The organism is Parasaccharibacter apium (assembly GCF_002917995.1).
Lineage (GTDB): Bacteria > Pseudomonadota > Alphaproteobacteria > Acetobacterales > Acetobacteraceae > Bombella > Bombella apis.
This window is the reverse complement of sequence record NZ_LMYH01000005.1, coordinates 1-19,616: the sequence shown is the minus strand read 5'-3', so window position 1 is coordinate 19,616 and position 19,616 is coordinate 1. Positions and strand designations below refer to the sequence as shown.

At 58.7% G+C, this 19,616-nt stretch carries 17 protein-coding genes, 3 tRNA genes and 1 rRNA gene; 15 read left to right on the top strand and 6 right to left on the bottom strand.

Annotated features, from left to right (window positions below; genetic code table 11):
* The first annotated feature begins 171 nt into the window (after positions 1–171).
* Both ASO19_RS09215 and ASO19_RS09210 read left to right on the top strand, forming a co-directional pair.
* Positions 172–1,665, top strand: coding sequence for a proline dehydrogenase family protein (locus ASO19_RS09215; protein ID WP_258036050.1), 1,494 nt, complete (start codon positions 172–174; stop codon positions 1,663–1,665).
* 72 nt (positions 1,666–1,737) lie between these two features.
* Complete coding sequence (locus ASO19_RS09210; protein ID WP_258036051.1) at positions 1,738–3,807, top strand: L-glutamate gamma-semialdehyde dehydrogenase; 2,070 nt, start codon at positions 1,738–1,740, stop codon at positions 3,805–3,807.
* Positions 3,808–3,954: 147 nt separating this feature from the next.
* Here the strand turns inward: ASO19_RS09210 and ASO19_RS02455 are convergent, their stop codons facing one another.
* Positions 3,955–4,902, bottom strand: coding sequence for a hydrogen peroxide-inducible genes activator (locus ASO19_RS02455; protein ID WP_043559608.1), 948 nt, complete (start codon positions 4,900–4,902; stop codon positions 3,955–3,957).
* A gap of 233 nt (positions 4,903–5,135) precedes the next feature.
* On the opposite strand from ASO19_RS02455, the gene ahpC reads away from it, so the two are divergent.
* Both ahpC and ahpF read left to right on the top strand, forming a co-directional pair.
* On the top strand, positions 5,136–5,708 hold the full coding sequence (ahpC, locus tag ASO19_RS02450) for an alkyl hydroperoxide reductase subunit C (protein WP_043559605.1): 573 nt from the start codon (positions 5,136–5,138) through the stop codon (positions 5,706–5,708).
* A 147-nt stretch (positions 5,709–5,855) separates the two neighbouring features.
* A complete protein-coding gene (gene ahpF / locus ASO19_RS02445; protein WP_043559602.1) occupies positions 5,856–7,421 on the top strand; it encodes an alkyl hydroperoxide reductase subunit F in 1,566 nt (521 codons plus the stop codon).
* Positions 7,422–7,512: 91 nt separating this feature from the next.
* Here ahpF and ASO19_RS02440 read toward each other — a convergent pair whose 3' ends face one another.
* Positions 7,513–8,382 carry a restriction endonuclease gene (locus ASO19_RS02440; protein ID WP_086431852.1) on the bottom strand — a complete coding sequence of 290 codons (870 nt, stop codon included), beginning with the start codon at positions 8,380–8,382 and terminating at the stop codon, positions 7,513–7,515.
* Positions 8,383–8,411: 29 nt separating this feature from the next.
* A tRNA-Thr gene (locus ASO19_RS02435) sits at positions 8,412–8,486 on the bottom strand.
* Between the two features lie 116 nt (positions 8,487–8,602).
* On the opposite strand from ASO19_RS02435, the gene ASO19_RS02430 reads away from it, so the two are divergent.
* Genes ASO19_RS02430 through ASO19_RS02420 form a run of 3 tightly spaced genes read left to right on the top strand, consistent with a single transcriptional unit; the run spans position 8,603 to position 12,387 of the window.
* A complete protein-coding gene (locus tag ASO19_RS02430; RefSeq protein WP_103765321.1) occupies positions 8,603–10,045 on the top strand; it encodes a paraquat-inducible protein A in 1,443 nt (480 codons plus the stop codon).
* On the top strand, positions 10,042–11,724 hold the full coding sequence (locus ASO19_RS02425) for a PqiB family protein (protein ID WP_103765320.1): 1,683 nt from the start codon (positions 10,042–10,044) through the stop codon (positions 11,722–11,724). The genes ASO19_RS02430 and ASO19_RS02425 overlap by 4 nt, the downstream gene beginning before the upstream one ends.
* A gap of 3 nt (positions 11,725–11,727) precedes the next feature.
* Positions 11,728–12,387, top strand: a complete 660-nt coding sequence (locus ASO19_RS02420; RefSeq protein ID WP_103765319.1) for a PqiC family protein — start codon at positions 11,728–11,730, stop codon at positions 12,385–12,387.
* A gap of 162 nt (positions 12,388–12,549) precedes the next feature.
* On the opposite strand, the gene nusG is transcribed toward ASO19_RS02420, so the two are convergent.
* The 3 genes from nusG to ASO19_RS02405 form a co-directional block, all read right to left on the bottom strand.
* Positions 12,550–13,083 carry a transcription termination/antitermination protein NusG gene (gene nusG, locus ASO19_RS02415; RefSeq protein ID WP_043559594.1) on the bottom strand — a complete coding sequence of 178 codons (534 nt, stop codon included), beginning with the start codon at positions 13,081–13,083 and terminating at the stop codon, positions 12,550–12,552.
* A gap of 9 nt (positions 13,084–13,092) precedes the next feature.
* Positions 13,093–13,347, bottom strand: a complete 255-nt coding sequence (gene secE / locus ASO19_RS02410) for a preprotein translocase subunit SecE (protein ID WP_081562558.1) — start codon at positions 13,345–13,347, stop codon at positions 13,093–13,095.
* 69 nt (positions 13,348–13,416) lie between these two features.
* Positions 13,417–13,493, bottom strand: a tRNA-Trp gene (locus ASO19_RS02405).
* Positions 13,494–13,682: 189 nt separating this feature from the next.
* Here ASO19_RS02405 and ASO19_RS02400 point away from each other — a divergent pair.
* The 8 genes from ASO19_RS02400 to ASO19_RS02365 all read left to right on the top strand — a co-directional run.
* Positions 13,683–13,757 (top strand) — tRNA-Gly (locus tag ASO19_RS02400).
* Between the two features lie 27 nt (positions 13,758–13,784).
* On the top strand, positions 13,785–14,069 hold the full coding sequence (locus ASO19_RS02395; RefSeq protein ID WP_146046902.1) for a hypothetical protein: 285 nt from the start codon (positions 13,785–13,787) through the stop codon (positions 14,067–14,069).
* Positions 14,070–14,084: 15 nt separating this feature from the next.
* Positions 14,085–14,660 carry an ATP synthase F1 subunit delta gene (atpH, locus tag ASO19_RS02390; RefSeq protein ID WP_043559589.1) on the top strand — a complete coding sequence of 192 codons (576 nt, stop codon included), beginning with the start codon at positions 14,085–14,087 and terminating at the stop codon, positions 14,658–14,660.
* Positions 14,660–16,195, top strand: coding sequence for a F0F1 ATP synthase subunit alpha (gene atpA / locus ASO19_RS02385; protein ID WP_043559586.1), 1,536 nt, complete (start codon positions 14,660–14,662; stop codon positions 16,193–16,195). The genes atpH and atpA overlap by 1 nt, the downstream gene beginning before the upstream one ends.
* A gap of 12 nt (positions 16,196–16,207) precedes the next feature.
* A complete protein-coding gene (locus ASO19_RS02380; RefSeq protein WP_043559583.1) occupies positions 16,208–17,104 on the top strand; it encodes a F0F1 ATP synthase subunit gamma in 897 nt (298 codons plus the stop codon).
* 22 nt (positions 17,105–17,126) lie between these two features.
* Positions 17,127–18,590, top strand: coding sequence for a F0F1 ATP synthase subunit beta (atpD, locus tag ASO19_RS02375; RefSeq protein ID WP_043559688.1), 1,464 nt, complete (start codon positions 17,127–17,129; stop codon positions 18,588–18,590).
* A 3-nt stretch (positions 18,591–18,593) separates the two neighbouring features.
* Positions 18,594–19,025 (top strand): ATP synthase F1 subunit epsilon, encoded by a 432-nt coding sequence (gene atpC, locus ASO19_RS02370; RefSeq protein ID WP_043559580.1) that lies wholly within the window; start codon positions 18,594–18,596, stop codon positions 19,023–19,025.
* A gap of 427 nt (positions 19,026–19,452) precedes the next feature.
* Positions 19,453–19,616 (top strand): 16S ribosomal RNA (locus ASO19_RS02365); the annotation flags it as partial.

Below are 19,616 nucleotides of genomic sequence, written 5' to 3'. Positions count from 1 at the left end.
TGCTGCCTTTCTGGCATTCGGAAACGTTTCGTAACCCGAATATAATTTGTGCGAATCGCATTTTTGGATATGGACAACACCCCATGTTTCATGGTCTGGCTGGAGATAGAGAAGTTCCTTCTCCTCTAACAACAGGAAGTGGTTGTCACGCGATCAGCTTGAAGGTTTGCTATGGCTTATTTTGCACGTCATTTTGGTTCATTGCCGGAACGTTCTGCTCTGCGGAAGGCCATCGCCGAGAAGATCCGGTATCCAGAGCAGGAGTGTGTGGAAGCGCTTCTTCCCGCCGCTGAACTGAAACCTGACGAGGAGATCGTGGCTGGCAAGGTGGCCCTTGCTCTGGCCCGCAATCTGCGTGATCACCGTCGGCCCGGTCTGGTTGAGACGCTGGTGCAGGAATTCAGCCTTGGTTCCGCCGAAGGTGTGGCACTGATGAGCATGGCCGAGGCCCTGCTGCGTACTCCTGACCACGCAACCCGGGATGCTCTGATCCGGGATCAGGTTAGTGTCGGTGACTGGCTGTCCCATATGGGGCGTGACAGTGGGCTGATCATCAATGCTGCCTCTTGGGGGCTTGATGTCACGAGCCGTCTTGTATCCCCCAAAAAGCGCATGGGGGCAATTCATGACCTGCTGCGCAAACGGGGTGAGCCGGTTGTCCGCAAAGCCGTGCAGTTTGCCATGCAGATGATGGGCCAGCAGTTCGTGCTGGGCCAGACCATCGAGGGGGCGCTGAAGGATTCCCACAAGCGGCAGGCCCAGGGCTTCAACTACTCTTACGACATGCTGGGTGAGGCAGCGCTGGACCGTAACGATGCCGAGAGGTATCAGGCCTCCTACCATGCCGCTCTGGAGGCGATCGGCTCCATGGCCAGGGGCAACACGGTTTATGAGCGCCCCGGCCTGTCCATCAAGCTGTCTGCCCTGCATCCTCGCTACGAGCGTGCCAAGCGTGAGCGTGTAATGGGTGAGCTGCTGCCGACGGTCAAGGCACTGGCCGTACGTGCCAAGCATTATAATCTCGGCCTGAACATTGACGCTGAAGAAAGCGAACGTCTGGATCTGTCCCTGGATATTCTGGACGCACTCTGCCGTGACCCGGAGCTGGCCGACTGGGATGGCATCGGTTTTGTTGTGCAGGCCTATGGCCGCCGTGCCGCTGCCGTATTGGATTACATCATCGCTCTTGGCCGTGAGACGCACCATCGCATCATGGTCCGCCTCGTCAAGGGGGCCTATTGGGATACCGAGCTGAAAAAGGCCCAGATTGATGGTGTGCCGGATTTCCCGGTTTTCACCCGCAAATGTCATACGGATGTCAGCTATATCGCCTGTGCCCGCAAGCTGCTGGCCGCTGGTGATGCCGTTTTCCCCCAGTTTGCCACGCATAACGCCCGCACGGTGGCGTCCATCTACGCCATGGCTGGCCGGGACTTCCACGAGGGGCAGTACGAGTTCCAGTGCCTGCATGGCATGGGCGAGGCTCTTTATGAAAGCGTCGTAGGGCAGAAACATCTGGGTCGCCCCTGTCGCATTTATGCCCCGGTCGGAACCTATGACACGCTGCTGGCCTATCTGGTCCGCCGCCTGCTGGAGAATGGAGCCAATTCGTCCTTTATCAATCTTCTGGGAGATTCGAAGATTTCCCTGGAGAAGCTGGTGTAGGACCCGGTCAAGACAACCCGGTCCTACACTCCGGTTGGGGCCCCTCATGCTGAGATCAGCAAGCCGCTCGACATGTTTGAGCCTGACCGCCACAATTCGAAGGGCATGGACCTGAATGATGATCTCGTTCTGGCCCGCCTTGGAAAGGGGCTTGAGGGACTGCCGGAGCATTATGAGGCGGCTCCGCTGGTTCCGGGCCTTGGCAAGGCCGAACGCCCTGTCCACCCGGTGACGAACCCGGCGGAGCGGAGTGACCAGGTCGGGACAGTGACATTCGCCGTGCCAGAGGATGTCACTCGTGCTGTGGATGTTGCTGAGGGAGCTTTCGAGGAGTGGGCAGCCCGGTCCCCTGATGACCGTGGCGCCATTCTTGAGCGTGCGGCCGACCTGCTTGAGGAGCGCTACATCGCCTATATGGGGCTGGCTGTCCGGGAGGCTGGCAAGTCCTATCCCAATGCCGTAGCTGAGGTACGGGAAGCGATCGACTTTCTCCGGTATTATGGCGGGACGGTCCGGCGTGAGTTCAGCAGCAAGACCCACCTCCCATTGGGGACAGTTGTCTGCATCAGCCCCTGGAACTTCCCGCTGGCCATTTTCCTTGGGCAGGTCTCTGCCGCTCTGGCAGCTGGTAATACCGTTCTGGCCAAACCGGCAGAAGAAACGCCGCTGATCGCCATGGAGGCCGTCAAACTTCTGCATGAGGCTGGCGTGCCGGAAGAGGTCCTGCAACTCCTGCCGGGTGAGGGTGATGTCGGTGCTGCCATGGTGGCGGACAAGCGCATCGCTGGTGTGCTCTTTACCGGTTCCACGGTTGTGGCGCAGATCATTGCCCGCCAGCTGACTGGCCGTCTCGGGCGCAATGGGCAGCCTGTGCCGCTCGTGGCGGAGACGGGTGGCCTGAACGCCATGGTGGTTGATTCTTCGGCCCTGCCAGAACAGGTGGTGAAGGACATCGTTGCCTCCGCTTTCGACAGTGCCGGCCAGCGCTGTTCCGCCCTGCGTGTTCTCTGCGTGCAGGACGATGCAGCCGATCGCATCATTTCCCTCCTGAAGGGCGCCATGGAAGAACTGCGGATCGGCATCCCGGCCAAGCTGGCCACGGATGTCGGGCCGGTCATCAGTGAAGTGGCCCGCAAGGGAATTGTCGATCACATTGAGGCGCTGCGTGGCCGTAACCATCCGGTCTTCCAGGCGCCGGTCGTGAAGGACGAAACGGCTGACGGCACCTTTGTTCCGCCGACACTGATCGAGGTCAATGCGATCGCTGATGTGGGGGGTGAAATCTTTGGCCCGGTGCTGCATGTGCTGCGTTACCAGCGTGAAGAGCTGGAGGCCCTGATCACCCGTAGCAATGCGGGCGGCTATGGGCTGACCTTCGGCGTGCATAGCCGTGTTCCGTCCCGGATCGACTATCTGGTCGAGCGTGTCGAGGCTGGGAACATCTACGTCAACCGCAACATTGTCGGGGCGATTGTCGGTGTCCAGCCGTTTGGTGGTCATGGCCTCTCAGGGACTGGCCCCAAGGCAGGTGGTCCTCTGGCCCTGCGTCGGCAGCTCGCCCATGCGCCCCGTACGCTGCTGGCCAAACCGGACGCCATGCCTGCCATGGCACGGTCCTGGCTGTTGTGGCTGGGAACGGATGACCGTGAGCTGGTCCGTGAGGTGACGCCATGGATGGATCATGGCCTGCTGGATTGCCGTCTGGAGCTTCCTTCTCCTGTAGGTGAGCGGAATACGTACAGGCTTGAGCCCCGTGGCCGTGTGCTGGTTGTGGCAGAGACACCTACCGGCCTGAAGCGTATGATCAGCTATGCGATCAGCTGCGGGAATGAGGTCGTGGCGCTGGCTGCTCCTGCGGTCATTGCCTCTCTGGATACGCTGCCTGATGTTCTGCGGGAGGTGATCAAGCCAGCAGATTCTCTGGGGGATGTGGAAAAATGTTCCGTCATCCTGACGGAGACCATCAATGAAGGGCTGTGGCAGATCGTTGCAGACCATCTGAAGAACCCGGATGCACCTGTTCCGCTGGTCTATTGGGCTGACAGTGTGACGTTGCAGCCGGAAGCCCTGTTGCAGGAGCGGGTGGTCAGCGTCAATACGGCAGCTGCCGGTGGCAATGCCGAGCTGATGACACTGAGCTGACAGGCTGAAAGGGAGCCGGGCTGACAGGGTCAGCCCGGTGTTCCGGGCATGTTGTGTCTGTAAATGAAAGAACGGGTGGAGGAGCCATGCTCTTCCACCCGTTCTTTCATGTTGGGATATGGAGTCTGCCCCGGGGAGAAGAGCCCTTCAGGTCGGGATCTTCGTTTTGGGCAGCGGCAGGCAGCCATCTGGTGTGGTAGCCCGCAGGAAATTGGCCAGCTCCCGGAAGGATGTTGCCCGTGGGTCGGATGGACGCCAGACGAGGCTGATGGTCCGGCGGGCTTCGCTCTCACTCAGCTCCCGGACTGTCACAAGGCCGTCAAATTCCTGCCGGTTGTTCAGGGCCAGACGGGGAATGAGGGAGAAACCTTCTCCGGCGCCGATCATGTGCCAGAGCATTTCCAGACTGGTGGCCAGACGCTGGTCCTGCGAGCGGAAATTGCTGGGGCAGAGGGAGAGGGCCTGGTCCCGCAGGCAATGTCCGTCTTCCAGCAGCAGCAGGTCCGGCCGAGCCAGGTCGGCAATGGACAGATTCTTCTTGGTGGCCAGCTCATGGTCTTTGGGGAATACCGCCAGGAAAGGTTCCTGAAAGAGCGGTGCATGTTCCAGTGTTTCGGTAGCAGCCGTGGGTGCCATGAAGGCAACATCCAGATCGCCCTGCCGGAGAGCCTGTACCAGATTGGGCGTGGTGTTCTCATTCAGCCTCAGGCCCAGCTGGGGGTACTTCTGGCGCAGGCGGGGCAGAAGGCCGGGGATGTAGTACGGCCCGAGAGTGGGAATGACGCCGATATGCAGGAGGCCGTCCAGCGGTCCTGTATGGGCCCGGGCGACTTCCAGCAGATTGCGGGCTGAGGCCAGCACATCCCGCCCCAGGGCGATGAGGCGCTCACCTTCCGGTGTGGGAGCCACATGCCGACGGGAGCGTTCGAACAGGGTGACATTGAGAAGCTGCTCCAGCTTTCTCACCTGCTCGGACAGCCCCGCCTGACTGACCCCGCAACGCTCAGCTGCACGGGAAAAGTTGCGCAGGTCATCAACTGCGACGACGTACTCGATGTCCCGAAGGGACAGACCGGAAAGAGGAACGTAGGACATAAGGATACCAATAAGCTGAGTTGGAGGCAGGGCCAAGGGAAAAAGACTGGAATCGCATAAGGATTGATAATGATTCTCAATTATACTGATAACAACCCTCAATTAGACGGTTTCAGAGCCGTGGGCTAGAAGGTGAACATGCTTGACATTCCCAAGGTTGGGCTGTCCCTTTGAGGGGACATCCGCAGGCCCTGCGGAAGTCTACAATTCTGAAAGTGAATGAGGAGGTTTCCATGCCTGCTATTGGTTCCGAGATTAAGCCGTTTACCGCCCAGGCTTTCCGTGATGGCAAGTTCCTTCAGGTCTCTGATGCAGACCTGCGTGGCAAGTGGTCCGTCGTGTTCTTCTACCCGGCTGACTTCACCTTTGTCTGCCCGACAGAGCTGGAAGACCTCGCCGAGAACTATGAGACCTTCCAGAAGATGGGTGTCGAGGTCTTCGGTGTCTCCACAGACAAGCACTTCACCCACAAGGCATGGCACGACACGTCCCCGGCCATCGGCAAGGTGCAGTACACCATGATCGGTGACCCGTCTGGCGACATCGCCCGCAACTTCGATGCTCTGCGTGCCGATGGCAGCCACACGGCTGACCGCGCCACGTTCCTGATCGACCCGGAAGGCAAGATCCAGTACATCGAGATCACCTCCGAGGGTGTGGGCCGTAGCGCTGCCGAGCTGCTCGACAAGATCCGTGCTGCCCAGTACATCGCTGCTCACCCGGGTGAAGTCTGCCCGGCCAAGTGGAAAGAGGGTGGCGACACGGCAACCCTGAATCCGTCCCTGGACCTGGTCGGCAAGATCTGATCACGCCCTGAAAACGGGAAGTATGGTGGGGGGCCTCTCCCCACCGTTGAGGGGAGGCGTGCTGCGTTGTGGTGCGCCTCCTTTTTCATGGGGCCGATTCCCCGGTCTGCCAGACCCTGAGCACCAGAGATTCTGGAGAGAGAATTCATGCTGAACGACGAACTCAAAGGCCAGCTGAGAGGGTACCTCCAGCATCTGCGCCACAACATCATTCTTGTTGCCTCCCTTGATGAGGGCGACAAGTCCCGTGAGATGAAAGAATTTCTTAACGAAATTTCCGAACTCTCTGATAAGGTTTCCTATCAGGAAGGTGGCAATGACGTCCGTCGCCCGTCTTTCCTGATCCGTGCCGCAGATTCAGATGTTCAGGTCTGCTTTGCGGGCATCCCGATGGGCCACGAGTTTACGTCTCTGGTACTGGCCCTGCTTCAGGTTGGTGGTCACCCGCCGAAGGTCGAGGCTGAACAGGTTGCGCAGATCAAGGCCCTGAAGGGTGATTTCCATTTCGAGACCTATTTCTCCCTGTCCTGCCACAACTGCCCGGATGTCGTTCAGGCCCTGAACACGCTGAGCGTGCTCAACCCCAACATCCGCCACACGGCCATTGATGGTGCCCTGTTCCAGGATGAGGTGAACGAGCGTGATGTGCGTTCCGTCCCTCAGGTGTTCCTGAACGGTGAGCGTTTCTCCACCGGTCGCATGGAACTGCCGGAGATTCTGGCCAAGATCGATACTGAAGGTGCTGCCAAGGCTTCCGAGAAGCTGAATGACGAGGCTCCGTTCGACACGCTGGTGATCGGGTCCGGTCCGGCTGGCTGTGCCGCCGCCATCTACACGGCCCGCAAGGGTGTCCGCACTGGTCTGCTGGCTGAGCGCTTCGGTGGTCAGGTCATGGATACGGCTGGCATCGAGAACTTCATCTCCGTACCGGAGACCGAAGGTCCGGCCCTTGCCAAGAATCTGGAGCAGCATGTTCGCAGCTATGATGTCCGTGTCATCACGGCACAGCGTGCTGCCAAGCTGATCCCGGCCGAGAAGGAAGGTGGCCTGCACGAGATCGTGCTGGAGAGCGGTGCCCACCTGAAGGCCCGTACCATCATCGTGGCAACAGGTGCCCGCTGGCGTCAGCTGAACGTGCCGGGTGAGGAAGAATACCGCACACGGGGCGTCGCCTACTGCCCGCATTGTGATGGTCCGTTCTTCAAGGGCCGTCCGGTTGCTGTTGCCGGTGGTGGCAACAGTGGCGTGGAAGCCGCCATCGACCTCGCCGGTATCGTGTCCCACGTGACGCTGCTTCAGTATGACCCTGTGCTGACGGCTGATGAGGTCCTTCAGAACAAGGTCCGCAGCCTGCCGAATGTCGATATCGTGGTGAACGCCCGCACGACCGAGATCCGTGGTGATGGCCGCAAGATGACCGGCCTGAGCTGGCAGGATGTCAAGGATGGCAGCGAGCACAGCATCGACGTGGACGGCATCTTCGTCCAGATCGGCCTGCTGCCGAACACGGATTGGTTGAAGGGTGGCATCGAGATGTCCCGCATCGGTGAGATCGGCATTGACGAGCGTTGCCGTACCTCCATCCCCGGCGTGTTTGCTGCCGGTGATGCCACGACGGTGCCGTACAAGCAGATCATCGTGGCGATGGGTGAGGGTGCCAAGGCTGCCCTGTCTGCCTTTGACCACATCATCCGTGTCCCGGCTGCTTCCTGAGGGAACATCTGATAGGCCCGGACTGCTTCTGATGTGGCAGTCTGGGTGACTGGATGAAGAGACCGGCCTGTTTCAGGCCGGTCTTTTTTGTTTATGGGTGAAAAAGGTCCGGCTGGGGCTGGAGGTCCATGAGGCCCAGTGTTGAAAGCTGGCTGTGATGCAGCAGATGGACACCGGTGGCATGGGCCAGCTGCCGGGCCGGGCGGGTATAGCCAGCGTTGGAGACGACAGCTGCATACTGGGCCTGACGGTGCTGCCGGGCTGTGAAAATTTCCTGGACAGCCTTGTTCCCGACCGGCCTGCCATAGAGTTTGCATTGTATGACGAGCCGGACTCCGCTCTGCTCGGCAATGATGTCCATGCCCTGGTCTGCCCCCGGTGGTGTGGTGCGTGCCTGCCATCCGGCCTGACGCAGCAGTCCGGCGCAGAAACGTTCATAATCCAGCGGGTCCATGGTGGCGGTGAACTGCCGTGGTGTGGTGCTGCTCCCGGCGGCGGCTGGGGGAGGAGATGTCCTGTTGTGTTTGAGAAGGATTTTTACCACACGGCTGATGCGGCGGAGGGTCCGCCGCCGCAGGGAGGGCCATATGTCAGCCAGATTTTCCTGCATCAGGCTGGTGAGAAGGATGCTCTGGCAGAAATAGTCCAGCTCCCTGTGCCAGCGTTGTTTGTCCACGACGCCATAATGGTTTTCGGTCAGGCAGGCCTGTTGGCGTTGCGCCAGTGTATGCTGATGCCGGGCAATGAGCTGGCAGAGAAGCTGCCAGGCCTTGCGCCTGCGTCGCACACGATGGCGGTACTGGAGAAACAGGACCAGGAAAAAGCCGAGGAGAAGTGCATCCGCGGGAAGGATGGCAATACCATGCCCGGGCAGGAAGGAGGGTGTTACGCTGCCGTGGTGAAGTGCTGGGGGCAGTGGACCGGAGCGGGGAAAAAAACCACCATCCGGTTGTCCCGCCATGTCCGCCTTCGATCCTGTGCAGGGGAAGCTGGTGCCGACACTCGGAATTGAACCGAGGACCTACTGATTACGAATCAGTTGCTCTACCCCTGAGCTATGTCGGCGTCGGGTTGAGCCTATACAGAAAAATGAGGTGACAGGCAACGGTGTATGTAAAATATTTATGGATAACGGCCTGAAAGGGGTTGCAGACCCCTCTCTGGCGGCGCAAGAGGGGTGGATGTTCAGAAAAGATCATTTTCACAAAGGATTGTGGAGCCAGGGCGGAGCCTGTTCCTTCCTGCGGCATGATGTGGACCAGCCCGCACTCAAGGTAGTGGCCGGGGTGGATGAATGTGATGTCTGTGGTCTCTTCCAGCATGTTCCTCACCTGCGGCCAGGACATGTTCTGAGCTGCGCCCGTTGCGGAAATACCATGGCACGACGGCGCAGGACTTCGGAGATTGGCGGCCCGCTGGTCTTCTGCCTTTCAGCTCTGGCGCTGTATATCGTGCTGCTGGTCAGCCCGCTCATGACGCTCAACATCTACGGGCGGGAGAACATGGTCACCCTCATGAGCGGCCCGCTGGAAATGGCCCGGCAGGGTTATGGGAGCATTGCCATACTGGTGGCTCTGGCCAGCGTGCTCATGCCTGGCATCGTGCTCGTCTGCATGACGCTGATTCTTTATGGGGCGTCCCGGGATGAGATGCCCCGTTGGGTCCGCCCCCTGCTGGCCTGGTATGAAAAGCTGCGCCCGTGGTCCATGGTCGAGGTGTACGTCATTGGCCTGCTCGTGGCCTATACCAAGCTGGTTGATCTGGCCCTGGTCATCCTGCAACCGGGCGTGTACCTGCTCGGGGGGCTGATGGTGATGATGGCAGCCATGGATTCGGCCTTTGATGCCGACATGATATGGAGGCACAGGTCCGTCACCAGGCGCCCTGGTCTGGGCATGTACATGGCGGAGGGGCGTGCCCTGCCGCCGGAGAAGCACATGCTGTCCTGCCATGCCTGTGGACTGGTTTTTGTCGCCCGTGGCCCGGTGGATGATGAGCGTGACATGGGGGATTGCCCCCGTTGTGGGCAGATACTGCGGCGGCGCAAGCGGAACAGCCTTCAGGCGGCCATGTGTTTTCTGGTGGCGGCTTTCATTTTCTACATTCCGGCCAACATGCTGCCGGTCATGGCCTTCGTGAAGGTTGGGCATGGACACCCCAGCACCATCATTTCTGGAGTGATCCAGCTTTGGGAGGCTGGCCTTTACTTTCTGGCTCTGCTGGTGCTTTTTGCCAGCATCACCGTGCCGGTCCTCAAGGTGTTCCTGCTGGCCCTGATGATTGGCTGTGAATGTCGGGGCAGGGCCTCTCACAAGGCGCTGAAGCGTCTGACAGGCCTTTACAAGGTCGTGGTGTTCATTGGTCGCTGGTCGATGATTGACGTGTTCATGATCTCCATTCTGGCGGCTGTGGTCCGGTTCGGCTTCATGGCGAGCGTGACGGCCGAGCTGGGTGTGGTCTTCTTTGCTCTTGTGGTTGTGTTAACTATTTTTGCCGCAGACCTGTATGATCCCCGGCGTATGTGGGATGCTGCAGGCTATAACCGGCAGGGTCTGGGCCATTCCAGGCAGGGTGGAGAAGAGGATGTGACGGAATTACGGGATATGGAGCCTGAAAAAGCGTGAGAGATGAGCATCTGAAGCGACATTCCGAAGGTGGACATGGGGCAGAGGCCAATGTCCGGCTGCCACGGTTTTCCGTGCTCTGGATCATTCCCATCCTTGCTCTGCTGATTGCCGGCTGGTTGGCCTGGAGGCACTTTGCCACCATGGGGCCGAGCATTGTCGTCTCCTTTGATGCTGCTGATGGCATTGTTCCGGGGCAGACGCAGGTCAAGAACAAGGCGGTGAACCTGGGTGTGGTGCAGGGCGTAGCCCTGAGCCCGGACATGACCCATGCTGATGTGACCATCCAGATGAGTGGCATCGATCCGCGGACGCTCAATGAGCATACCCGGTTCTGGGTTGTCAGCCCGCGCATCAACGGGGCCAGCATCACGGGGCTGGATACGCTTTTTTCTGGTGCCTATATCGCCATGGATCCGGGCAAACCGGAGGGAGGCCATTACCAGACCCACTTTAAGGGGCTGGAAGCGCCTCCCGGTATCCGCTCGGACAAACCGGGCAGCACATATTGGCTGGTTTCGTCCACCCTGGAATCCCTCGGGGCCGGGGCTCCCATTTTCTACCGGGACGTACAGGTGGGGGAAATCCTTGGTTATACCATGCCGCCTGGTGGAGAGGGGCCTCTTTTGATCAAGGCCTTCGTGAAGGCTCCCTATGATCGTTATCTGAGGGCTGACAGCCGGTTCTGGAATGTATCGGGGATGCAGATAGGCTTTGGAGCTGGGGGCATGAATATTCGCCTCCAGTCATTCCAGGCTCTTCTTTCCGGTGGGGTGGCGTTTGGTCGTCCTGACAGTGCACAGACTGAGGATACGCCGCCTGCGGTGGCCAATTCCGTTTTCCATCTCTACAAGACAAAGGAGGATGCGGATAATGCCCGTTATCGTCACAAGGTCCCTGTTCTGACCTATGTCGATACAGCTGTGGCTGGCCTGACGGAAGGCAGCAAGGTGACGATGTTCGGTCTTCAGGTCGGACAGGTGACAGGTGTGCATCTGGAGTTGGGAGGTAATAAACGTGGTCACGTTCCCCGTGTCCGGGTGGAGATGCAGCTTGAACCTGAGCGTGTGATTGCTGATGATGAGCAGGATTCCGCCCGGAAGAGCGATCTGCTGGGCAGTTTTGTGGCCGAAGGGATGCGTGCATCTGTCCAGAATGTCAGTTTTCTGACAGGGGAGGCCATGATTGCCCTGTCTTTTGCGCCTGACAAGACGCATGAAGGGCAGCAGATAACGTTTGAGAATGGTGTAGCCGTGATTCCAAGCCAGCCCGGCGGCATGGACAGCATCCTCCAGTCAGTGTCCACCATCACGGACAAGATTGCGGCCATGCCGCTGACCCAGATCGGTGACCATCTGAATGAGATTCTCGCTCATGGTGATGAACGTCTCAGAAGCCCCGAGGTCACACGGGCCATGGCCGGCCTGAGTGGCTCTCTGGTCTCGCTGAACCATCTGCTGGACCATGCGGATGAGCATCTTCCAGAGCTGATGGTCAATCTGAATGGCACACTGGCGCAGGCCCGTACGATGCTGTCCTCCTATGGGGGCAATCCGGACTTCCGCAGAAATCTTGAAGAGCTGATTGTCCAGCTGACACGGATGTCCCGCTCTTTCCATCTTCTGGCGGACTATCTGGACCATCATCCATCATCTCTCATTACCGGTCGGGGGCCCTGATCCATGAAGCGTTTTTTCCACCCTTCCTTCGTGCGTTCATGTGGGCTGCTGGGAGCTGTCTGCCTGGGAGGTGTTCTGTTGGCCGGGTGTAGCAGTACACCTACGACCTATTATGTTCTGGCACCGCAGACCGGGCCAGTGGCGTCCCCTGTGATACAGGCGGCCCTGCCACAGGCCATTGAGGTGCTTACCCCATCCATCACCTCCCGGCTGGATCGGGATGGTCTTTTGAGGGTGATGCAGGATGCCCAGGATCATATGGTGCCTGCTGCTGCTTGGAGTGAGCCGCTCGGCGAGATGCTTGGTCATGCCCTGGCAGCCAACCTGAGGCAGCGCCTGCCCGGTCATGTGCTGTTTTCCCAGAATGATTCTGTAGCCGTGACGGCTGGAGCCTATCTGGAGCTGAGCCTGTCCCGGTTCGAGCAGGATGTATCTGGTCATGCTGTCATTACTGGTGTGCTGTCTGCCCACAGGGCAGGGGCGCCAGATTCACAGGCTCGTGCAGTGAATGTGCAGTGGGTATCTCCGCAGCCTGTCGGAACGAAGCCAGCCGACATGGTACGGGTTCTGGCGGAAGGTGTGGGAGTACTGTCCGACCAGGCCATCCAGCTTCTGTATTCGCTACCGACACTGCCGGTCCATGAGGAGGGCTCCAGCCTGTAACGGAACAGGGCTTCTGCCTGATGGGGAAACCCTGTACGGCCTCTGGAAGGCTGTACGGGGTTTTTTCATGCCTTCATGAATGAGAAGGGGAAGCCATAAAAAAACCACCCGCTTCAGACCATGAAGGGGTGGTTTCTTTGGAAAGGAACGAAGGCCCTTCCTTCAGAGTTTTTCGACCTGATTGTAGTCCAGATCCACCGGTGTGGAGCGGCCAAAGATGGAGACGCTGACCTTGAGGCGCTGGTTCTCCGTATCGACTTCTTCGACACTGCCATTGAAGGATGTGAAAGGCCCATCGGAAACCCGCACCTGCTCGCCAATCTCGAAAGACAAGCTGGAGCGGGGACGCTCGACACCTTCCTGAGCCTGCTGGAGAATCCGCTTGGCTTCAGCATTGCTGATGGGCGTTGGCTGGTTGTTGCGTGTACCCAGAAAGCCCGTCACTTTCGGTGTGTCCTTGACGAGATGCCAGGCACGGTCCGTCAGTTCCATTTTGACCAGAACATAACCGGGGAAGAATTTGCGTTCCGTGTTCACCTTGCGGCCACGACGGACCTCGGTCACTTCCTCGGACGGTACCAGAATTTCTTCGAACTGATCGCTCAGCCCCTTCTTTTCGGCCTGTTCACGGATATGATCGGCAATCTTCTTCTCGAAGCCTGAATAGACATGCACAACGTACCAGCGTTTTGCCATGATGCTGCTTTAGCCTCCGATGCCTAAGATTTTGCTGATCCCCAGGCCGATCAGCTGATCGACGACGAAAAAGAAAATACAGGTGGCGACGACCATGGCCAGCACGGCACCTGTTGTAATGATGGTATTGCGACGCGTCGGCCACGTAACACGTCTGGCCTCGGCACACACATCTGAAAAATATCTACGAAGGCTGAATCCTGGGCCTTTCTGGGCCGGAGGCATCTTCGGTGAATTGCCTTTCGGCTTTGTGACCGACACCATTATCCTCAAATCTATCTCGGCCCGAGCCCTGTCACCCGGGTAAGGCAGTCAGGCGGGCAGGGTATGACGTGGCAGGGGTGGAGGGTCTCGAACCCCCAACCTCCGGTTTTGGAGACCGGCGCTCTAGCCAATTGAGCTACACCCCTTCAGGGTCGAATCGACCTGCGACCGTCCGCCCCTCAGGGCTTGACGATGGGCAGGAAAAGATAACGACAGGCCCATAAAGTCAAGCACTATCTCTAAGAAAATGAAAAAACCTTTCACATCTGCAGGGTGGGGTGAATCCCCCCTTGTCTTGCTCTGGGAGAGCGGTTATATCTCCAGCCCGAAACAGAGCGGGCGTAGCATAATGGCTAATGCAGTAGCCTTCCAAGCTTCTGATGAGGGTTCGATTCCCTTCGCCCGCTCCAGTCTCCTGAAAAATTGACACTCTGCGCATGGGCCTCGCCATCTATCCATCTAGTAAATGGATGGAACGGGGGCTGCTTGGTGCTGGAGTCCGCGGGCATTGCATCCCTGCTATGCTGGCCGGTTCCACCGGTGTTGTGGGCCGTGGCCCGGTTGGTCCTCTGGTTGCGCTGGAGGGCTCCGCCGTGTTAGTGGACATGGACGAAACACTGGCCGGGTTCCGGCTCTGGGACGCCGTGCTGTCACGCAGCATGTTCCGGGGCATGCCGGTTGGGTTGTGCCGGGAAACCGGTCGTGAAAGCAGAACCTCATGAAGACGGAATGAACCCGTGACGGTTGCACAGGAAAAGCAGATCAGGGCGCCAGGCGAAGTGGCGCAGCGTTATGCCCGGGCCTTTGAGGACTATCTCTCGGACAGCAAACAGGACAAGGCCACCGTGCTGGAGCAGGTGCGGGCGCTGCGAAAGGCCATCGCCCAGCTGCCGGACCTGCGTACCGCTCTGGCGGATCCCCGGCTCGACATCAGCCAGACGGAAAAACTGGTGAAAGCCCTTGGCTCCGCTCTCGGGCTTGGTGAGGCCCTGCAGCGGTTTGTTGGCTTCATTGCCCATCAGCGCCGTCTGTCTGGCCTGGATGAAATCCTGTCAGCCGTTCTTCTTCTGGACGCCCGCCAGCGTGGCGAGGTGCGTGTGGAAGTGACGACTGCCCGTCCAATGGAAGATGGGCAGCGTGAAAGCCTCCGTGCCAGCCTCCAGCAGGCCGGGTATGCCAATATTGCCATGACTGAACATGTTGATCAAACCCTGCTTGGGGGTATGGTTGTGCGTGTTGGTTCAGTTCTTTTTGATACATCGATCGCCGGGCGTCTGGCCCGTCTGCAGAACGCCATGAAGGGAGCCGCGTGATGGAGATCCGTCCCGCCGAGATTTCAGAAATTCTCAAGCAGCAGATCGCGTCCTTTGATCAGCCTGCCGCTGTTTCAGAGACAGGGACCGTTCTGTCCATTGGGGATGGGATTGCCCGCGTTTATGGTCTGACCAATGTTCAGGCCGGTGAAATGGTCGAGTTCGAGGGGAGTGGCGTGCGTGGCATGGCTCTCAACCTCGAGAGCGACAGCGTTGGTGTCGTCATTTTCGGTGAGGGTGACCTCATCAGCGAAGGTGATACCGTGCTGCGCACCGGCAAGGTTGTGGAAGTTCCCGTCGGCAAGGGGCTTCTGGGGCGTGTCGTGGATGCTCTGGGCAACCCGATTGATGGCCGTGGTCCGCTGGAGAATGTCGAATATCGTCGTGCTGATGTCCGGGCTCCGGGTATCATGCCCCGTCAGTCCGTCAGTGAGCCGATGCAGACCGGCATCAAGGCCATTGATGCCCTCGTGCCGATCGGGCGCGGGCAGCGTGAGCTGGTGATTGGTGACCGTCAGACAGGTAAGACCGCCATTCTGATCGACACCATCGTGGCCCAGAAGGGTGTCAATGCCGAGGGTGACCCGAAGAAGTCCCTGTACTGCATCTATGTTGCTGTCGGGCAGAAGCGGTCCACGGTGGCCAACCTTGTGCGCAAGCTGACAGAAGCTGGTGCGATGGATTACTCCATCGTCGTGGCTGCCACGGCCTCCGATGCTGCCCCGATGCAGTATCTGGCTCCTTATTCTGCTTCTGCCATGGGTGAGTATTTCCGGGATAACGGGATGCACTCCCTGCTCTGTTATGATGACCTCTCCAAGCAGGCTGTGGCCTATCGCCAGATGTCCCTGCTGCTGCGCCGTCCGCCGGGGCGTGAGGCTTTCCCGGGTGACGTGTTCTACCTGCACTCCCGCCTGCTGGAGCGCTCCGCCAAGATGTCCGAAGAGTTCGGTGCCGGGTCCATGACGGCCCTGCCGGTGATCGAGACACAGGCTGGTGACACGTCCGCCTACATTCCGACCAACGTTATTTCCATTACGGATGGTCAGATCTTCCTTGAAACTGACCTGTTCTACAAGGGTATTCGCCCGGCCGTGAACGTGGGTGGGTCCGTGTCCCGCGTGGGGTCGGCTGCGCAGATCAAGGCCATGAAGCAGGTTGCCGGTACCATCAAGCTGGAGCTGGCCCAGTATCGTGAGATGGCTTCCTTTGCCCAGTTTGCCTCTGACCTTGATCCGGCAACACGCCGTCAGCTGGATCGTGGTGCCCGCCTTGTGGAGCTGCTGAAGCAGCCGGAAACCTCCCCGCTGGCTGTTGAGGAGCAGGTGGCTGTTCTGTACGCTGGAACCCGTGGCTATCTGGATTCCGTGGCAGTCAACCAGGTGACGTCCTATGAGGCTGCTCTCTTGGAGGAGCTGCGCAACGGTGGCAAGAGTGTTCTGGCCAGGATCCGTACCGAGCAGAAGCTGACACCGGAGATCGAGGGTGAGCTCAAGTCCCTGCTTGAGGCCTTCAGCAAACGTTTTTCAGCCTGAGGGTTGTAGCTCATGCCTTCATTGAAAGAACTGCGCGGAAGGATTGCGGGGGTCAAATCGACCCGCAAGATCACGAGCGCAATGAAAATGGTCGCTGCCTCAAAGCTGAGGCGCGCCCAGAATCAGGCCGAGGCAGCCCGCCCCTATGCTGATACCATGCGGCGTATGATGAGCGAGCTGGCAGCGGCATCGCAGGGGATGGACCCTTCCACCCTGCCGCCGCTTCTGGCTGGCACGGGACGGGACAATGTGCATCTTCTCATTGTTCTGACGTCCGATCGTGGACTGGCCGGTGGCTTCAATGCCAACATCATCCGTGCTGCCCGTCAGCAGATCGAGGACCTTCTGGCGCAGGGTCGTACCGTGCGTCTGCTGCCCGTTGGCCGCAAGGGCGCTGAGATCTTCAGGCGCTATTATCCGGACATGGTTGTGGATTCGCTCCACAACAAGGCGGGGACCCAGCAGGATGCTTATGCCCTTGCCCAGGATCTGGCGAAACGTGTTGCCGATCTGGTCGAGGGTGGGGAGATTGATGCCTGCACCCTGATGCGCAACCGCTTTGTCAATGCGATGACCCAGACGCCACAGGCCCTTGGTCTTGTTCCTCTGCCTGTTGCGGAGAATGACAATGCCGGGGAGAAGAGGACAGACGGCGCTGTCTACGAGTTTGAGCCTGATGAAGGCCACCTTCTTGCACAGCTTCTGCCACGCAATCTGCTTGTGCAGTTTTATGCTGCCGTGCTGGAGAGCGCTGCCGGTGAGCAGGGTGCCCGTATGACGGCCATGGATAATGCCAGCCGCAATGCGAGCAAGGCCATCGAGCGTCTGTCGCTCCGGTATAACCGGACACGTCAGGCCAATATTACTAACGAGCTGATCGAAATCATTTCCGGCGCAGAAGCCGTCTGAGATCATGCAGGAGAGAAATCTGATGTCTGAGGAACTCAACCGCTCTGCTGAAAATGCCGGTGTTGGTGTTGGACGGATCACCCAGATTCGTGGCCCGGTGGTGGATGTCCAGTTTACGGACAAGCTGCCGCATATTCTGAATGCCCTTCATGTCATGAATGGTGATCAGACGGTCGTGCTGGAAGTTGCGCAGGAAATTGGTGAGCGTCAGGTCCGTTGCATCGCCATGGAAGGGACTGATGGTCTCGTTCGTGGTGCTGAGGTGACCGATACGGGCAGCCAGATCACCGTGCCGGTTGGTCCGGCTACTCTGGGCCGCATCATCAATGTCATTGGTGAGCCGGTCGATGAGAAGGGGCCGATCAAGACGGAAACCCGCTTCCCGATCCACCGCCCCGCTCCCTCCTTTGAGGAACAGGCTGCCAATACCGAGATTCTGGTGACAGGTATCAAGGTGATCGACCTTCTCTGCCCGTATCTGAAGGGTGGTAAGATTGGTCTGTTTGGTGGTGCCGGCGTGGGTAAGACCGTCATCATTCAGGAGCTCATCAACAACATCGCCAAGGCGCATGGTGGTGTGTCCGTGTTTGCCGGTGTGGGTGAGCGTACCCGCGAAGGAAATGACCTGTATTACGAAATGCAGGGTGCCGGTGTTATCAAGATTGATGAGAACGGCCATACTGACGGGTCCAAGGTGGCACTGGTCTATGGCCAGATGAACGAGCCGCCGGGTGCCCGTGCCCGTGTGGCCCTGACGGGTCTCTCCGTGGCCGAGTACTTCCGTGATGTGGAAGGTCAGGACGTCCTCTTCTTCGTGGACAACATCTTCCGCTTCACGCAGGCCGGTTCCGAGGTCTCCGCTCTTCTGGGTCGTATCCCGTCTGCTGTGGGCTATCAGCCGACACTGGCAACGGAGATGGGTGCCCTTCAGGAGCGTATTACCTCCACGAAGAAAGGGTCCATCACCTCCGTTCAGGCCGTGTACGTGCCAGCCGATGACCTTACCGATCCGGCTCCAGCTGCTACCTTCGCTCACCTTGATGCCACGACGGTTCTGAACCGTTCCATCGCTGAGATGGGCATCTATCCGGCTGTGGATCCGCTGGATTCGACCTCCCGCTCTCTGGACCCCAAGATTGTGGGGCAGGAGCATTACGAGGTGGCCCGTGCTGTCCAGAGCACGCTCCAGAACTATAAGGAGCTTCAGGACATCATCGCCATTCTCGGCATGGATGAGCTGTCCGAGGAGGATAAGCTGGTGGTGGGCCGTGCTCGCCGCATCCAGCGTTTCCTGTCGCAGCCTTTCCATGTGGCGGAGGTTTTCACGGGGTCTCCGGGCAAGCTGGTGTCTCTGGAAGATACCGTGCGGTCCTTCAAGGCCGTTGTGAACGGTGAGTGCGATGACCTGCCTGAGGGTGCCTTCTACATGGTTGGCGCCATTGAAGAGGCGCAGGCGAAAGCCGAGAAGATGAAGCAGGAGGGCTGATCCATGCCGCTTCGCACCGAAATCGTCAGCCCGGAAAGACGCTATACGGACCGTGAGGTCGATATGGTTGTTGTTCCGGGTACGGAAGGGGACATTGCGGCCATGCCTGGCCGTGCCCCGTTGCTGTTGCAGCTTCGTGGTGGGGTGATCACTCTCTACAAGGACGACCAGGTTCTGGAGCGCTGCTTCGTCACGGGTGGTTTTGTCGACATGACAGCGGATCACTGCACGATTCTTGCCGATTCGGTGCGGGCGCTTGAAGACCTGTCCATTGATGATGCCAGCCAGACGCTGGATGAGCTGAAGAATCAGTGGACAAGGGTTGGTCCTGATGAGGTTGAGCTTCAGGAAAGCTTGGGACGTCAGATTCAGGCTGCCCGTGCGGAGATTGAGGTTGCTGAAAAGGTGAAGCAGCACGATCTCAAGTCTCTTTGAAGCCTTCTTGGTCTCAGACTGTTTTGGGAAAGCCGGTCTCCTTTCAAAGGGGACCGGCTTTTTCTTTTCCATGTTCGATTCTTTTTGGTGGGGTGATTCGCCGGGGGTTGTGTTTTTGGGGTTGGGTGGCGGTTTTCTGGGGTTTTTTGGGTTTATGTGAAGAAACTTTGAGAAAGTTTCGGGAATCGTGTTGACCGTATGGGGGTGGGTGCGTATAAGCCCATTCACCGGCGGCGCTGGGGCGGGAGTTCTGGGGCGGCTGGGGTGGTCATTGACAAGAGAATATGGGTTATAAAGTAGAGACTGGAAGGGATATGTTGGCGGCGTTTTCGTTGGCGAAGGCTGATGGAAGACGGAAGCTGATGTATCTGACTTTAAGTTTGATGCGTTGAATTAAGCTAGATGTTTTATTCTGTTGGTCTGGATTGAACCTGAGAGTTTGATCCTGGCTCAGAGCGAACGCTGGCGGCATGCTTAACACATGCAAGTCGCACGAACCTTTCGGGGTTAGTGGCGGACGGGTGAGTAACGCGTAGGAACCTATCTGGAGGTGGGGGATAACATCGGGAAACTGGTGCTAATACCGCATGA

What these genes read in the sequence shown, in the direction of transcription:
- ASO19_RS09215 (WP_258036050.1), top strand. Translation starts at nt 172, where the DNA reads ATGGCTTATTTTGCACGTCATTTTGGTTCATTGCCGGAACGTTCTGCT.
- ASO19_RS09210 (WP_258036051.1), top strand. Translation starts at nt 1,738, where the DNA reads ATGTTTGAGCCTGACCGCCACAATTCGAAGGGCATGGACCTGAATGAT.
- ASO19_RS02455 (WP_043559608.1), bottom strand. Translation starts at nt 4,902, where the DNA reads ATGTCCTACGTTCCTCTTTCCGGTCTGTCCCTTCGGGACATCGAGTAC.
- ahpC (WP_043559605.1), top strand. Translation starts at nt 5,136, where the DNA reads ATGCCTGCTATTGGTTCCGAGATTAAGCCGTTTACCGCCCAGGCTTTC.
- ahpF (WP_043559602.1), top strand. Translation starts at nt 5,856, where the DNA reads ATGCTGAACGACGAACTCAAAGGCCAGCTGAGAGGGTACCTCCAGCAT.
- ASO19_RS02440 (WP_086431852.1), bottom strand. Translation starts at nt 8,382, where the DNA reads ATGGCGGGACAACCGGATGGTGGTTTTTTTCCCCGCTCCGGTCCACTG.
- ASO19_RS02430 (WP_103765321.1), top strand. Translation starts at nt 8,603, where the DNA reads ATGTTCAGAAAAGATCATTTTCACAAAGGATTGTGGAGCCAGGGCGGA.
- ASO19_RS02420 (WP_103765319.1), top strand. Translation starts at nt 11,728, where the DNA reads ATGAAGCGTTTTTTCCACCCTTCCTTCGTGCGTTCATGTGGGCTGCTG.
- nusG (WP_043559594.1), bottom strand. Translation starts at nt 13,083, where the DNA reads ATGGCAAAACGCTGGTACGTTGTGCATGTCTATTCAGGCTTCGAGAAG.
- secE (WP_081562558.1), bottom strand. Translation starts at nt 13,347, where the DNA reads ATGGTGTCGGTCACAAAGCCGAAAGGCAATTCACCGAAGATGCCTCCG.
- ASO19_RS02395 (WP_146046902.1), top strand. Translation starts at nt 13,785, where the DNA reads ATGGGCCTCGCCATCTATCCATCTAGTAAATGGATGGAACGGGGGCTG.
- atpA (WP_043559586.1), top strand. Translation starts at nt 14,660, where the DNA reads ATGGAGATCCGTCCCGCCGAGATTTCAGAAATTCTCAAGCAGCAGATC.
- ASO19_RS02380 (WP_043559583.1), top strand. Translation starts at nt 16,208, where the DNA reads ATGCCTTCATTGAAAGAACTGCGCGGAAGGATTGCGGGGGTCAAATCG.
- atpD (WP_043559688.1), top strand. Translation starts at nt 17,127, where the DNA reads ATGTCTGAGGAACTCAACCGCTCTGCTGAAAATGCCGGTGTTGGTGTT.
- atpC (WP_043559580.1), top strand. Translation starts at nt 18,594, where the DNA reads ATGCCGCTTCGCACCGAAATCGTCAGCCCGGAAAGACGCTATACGGAC.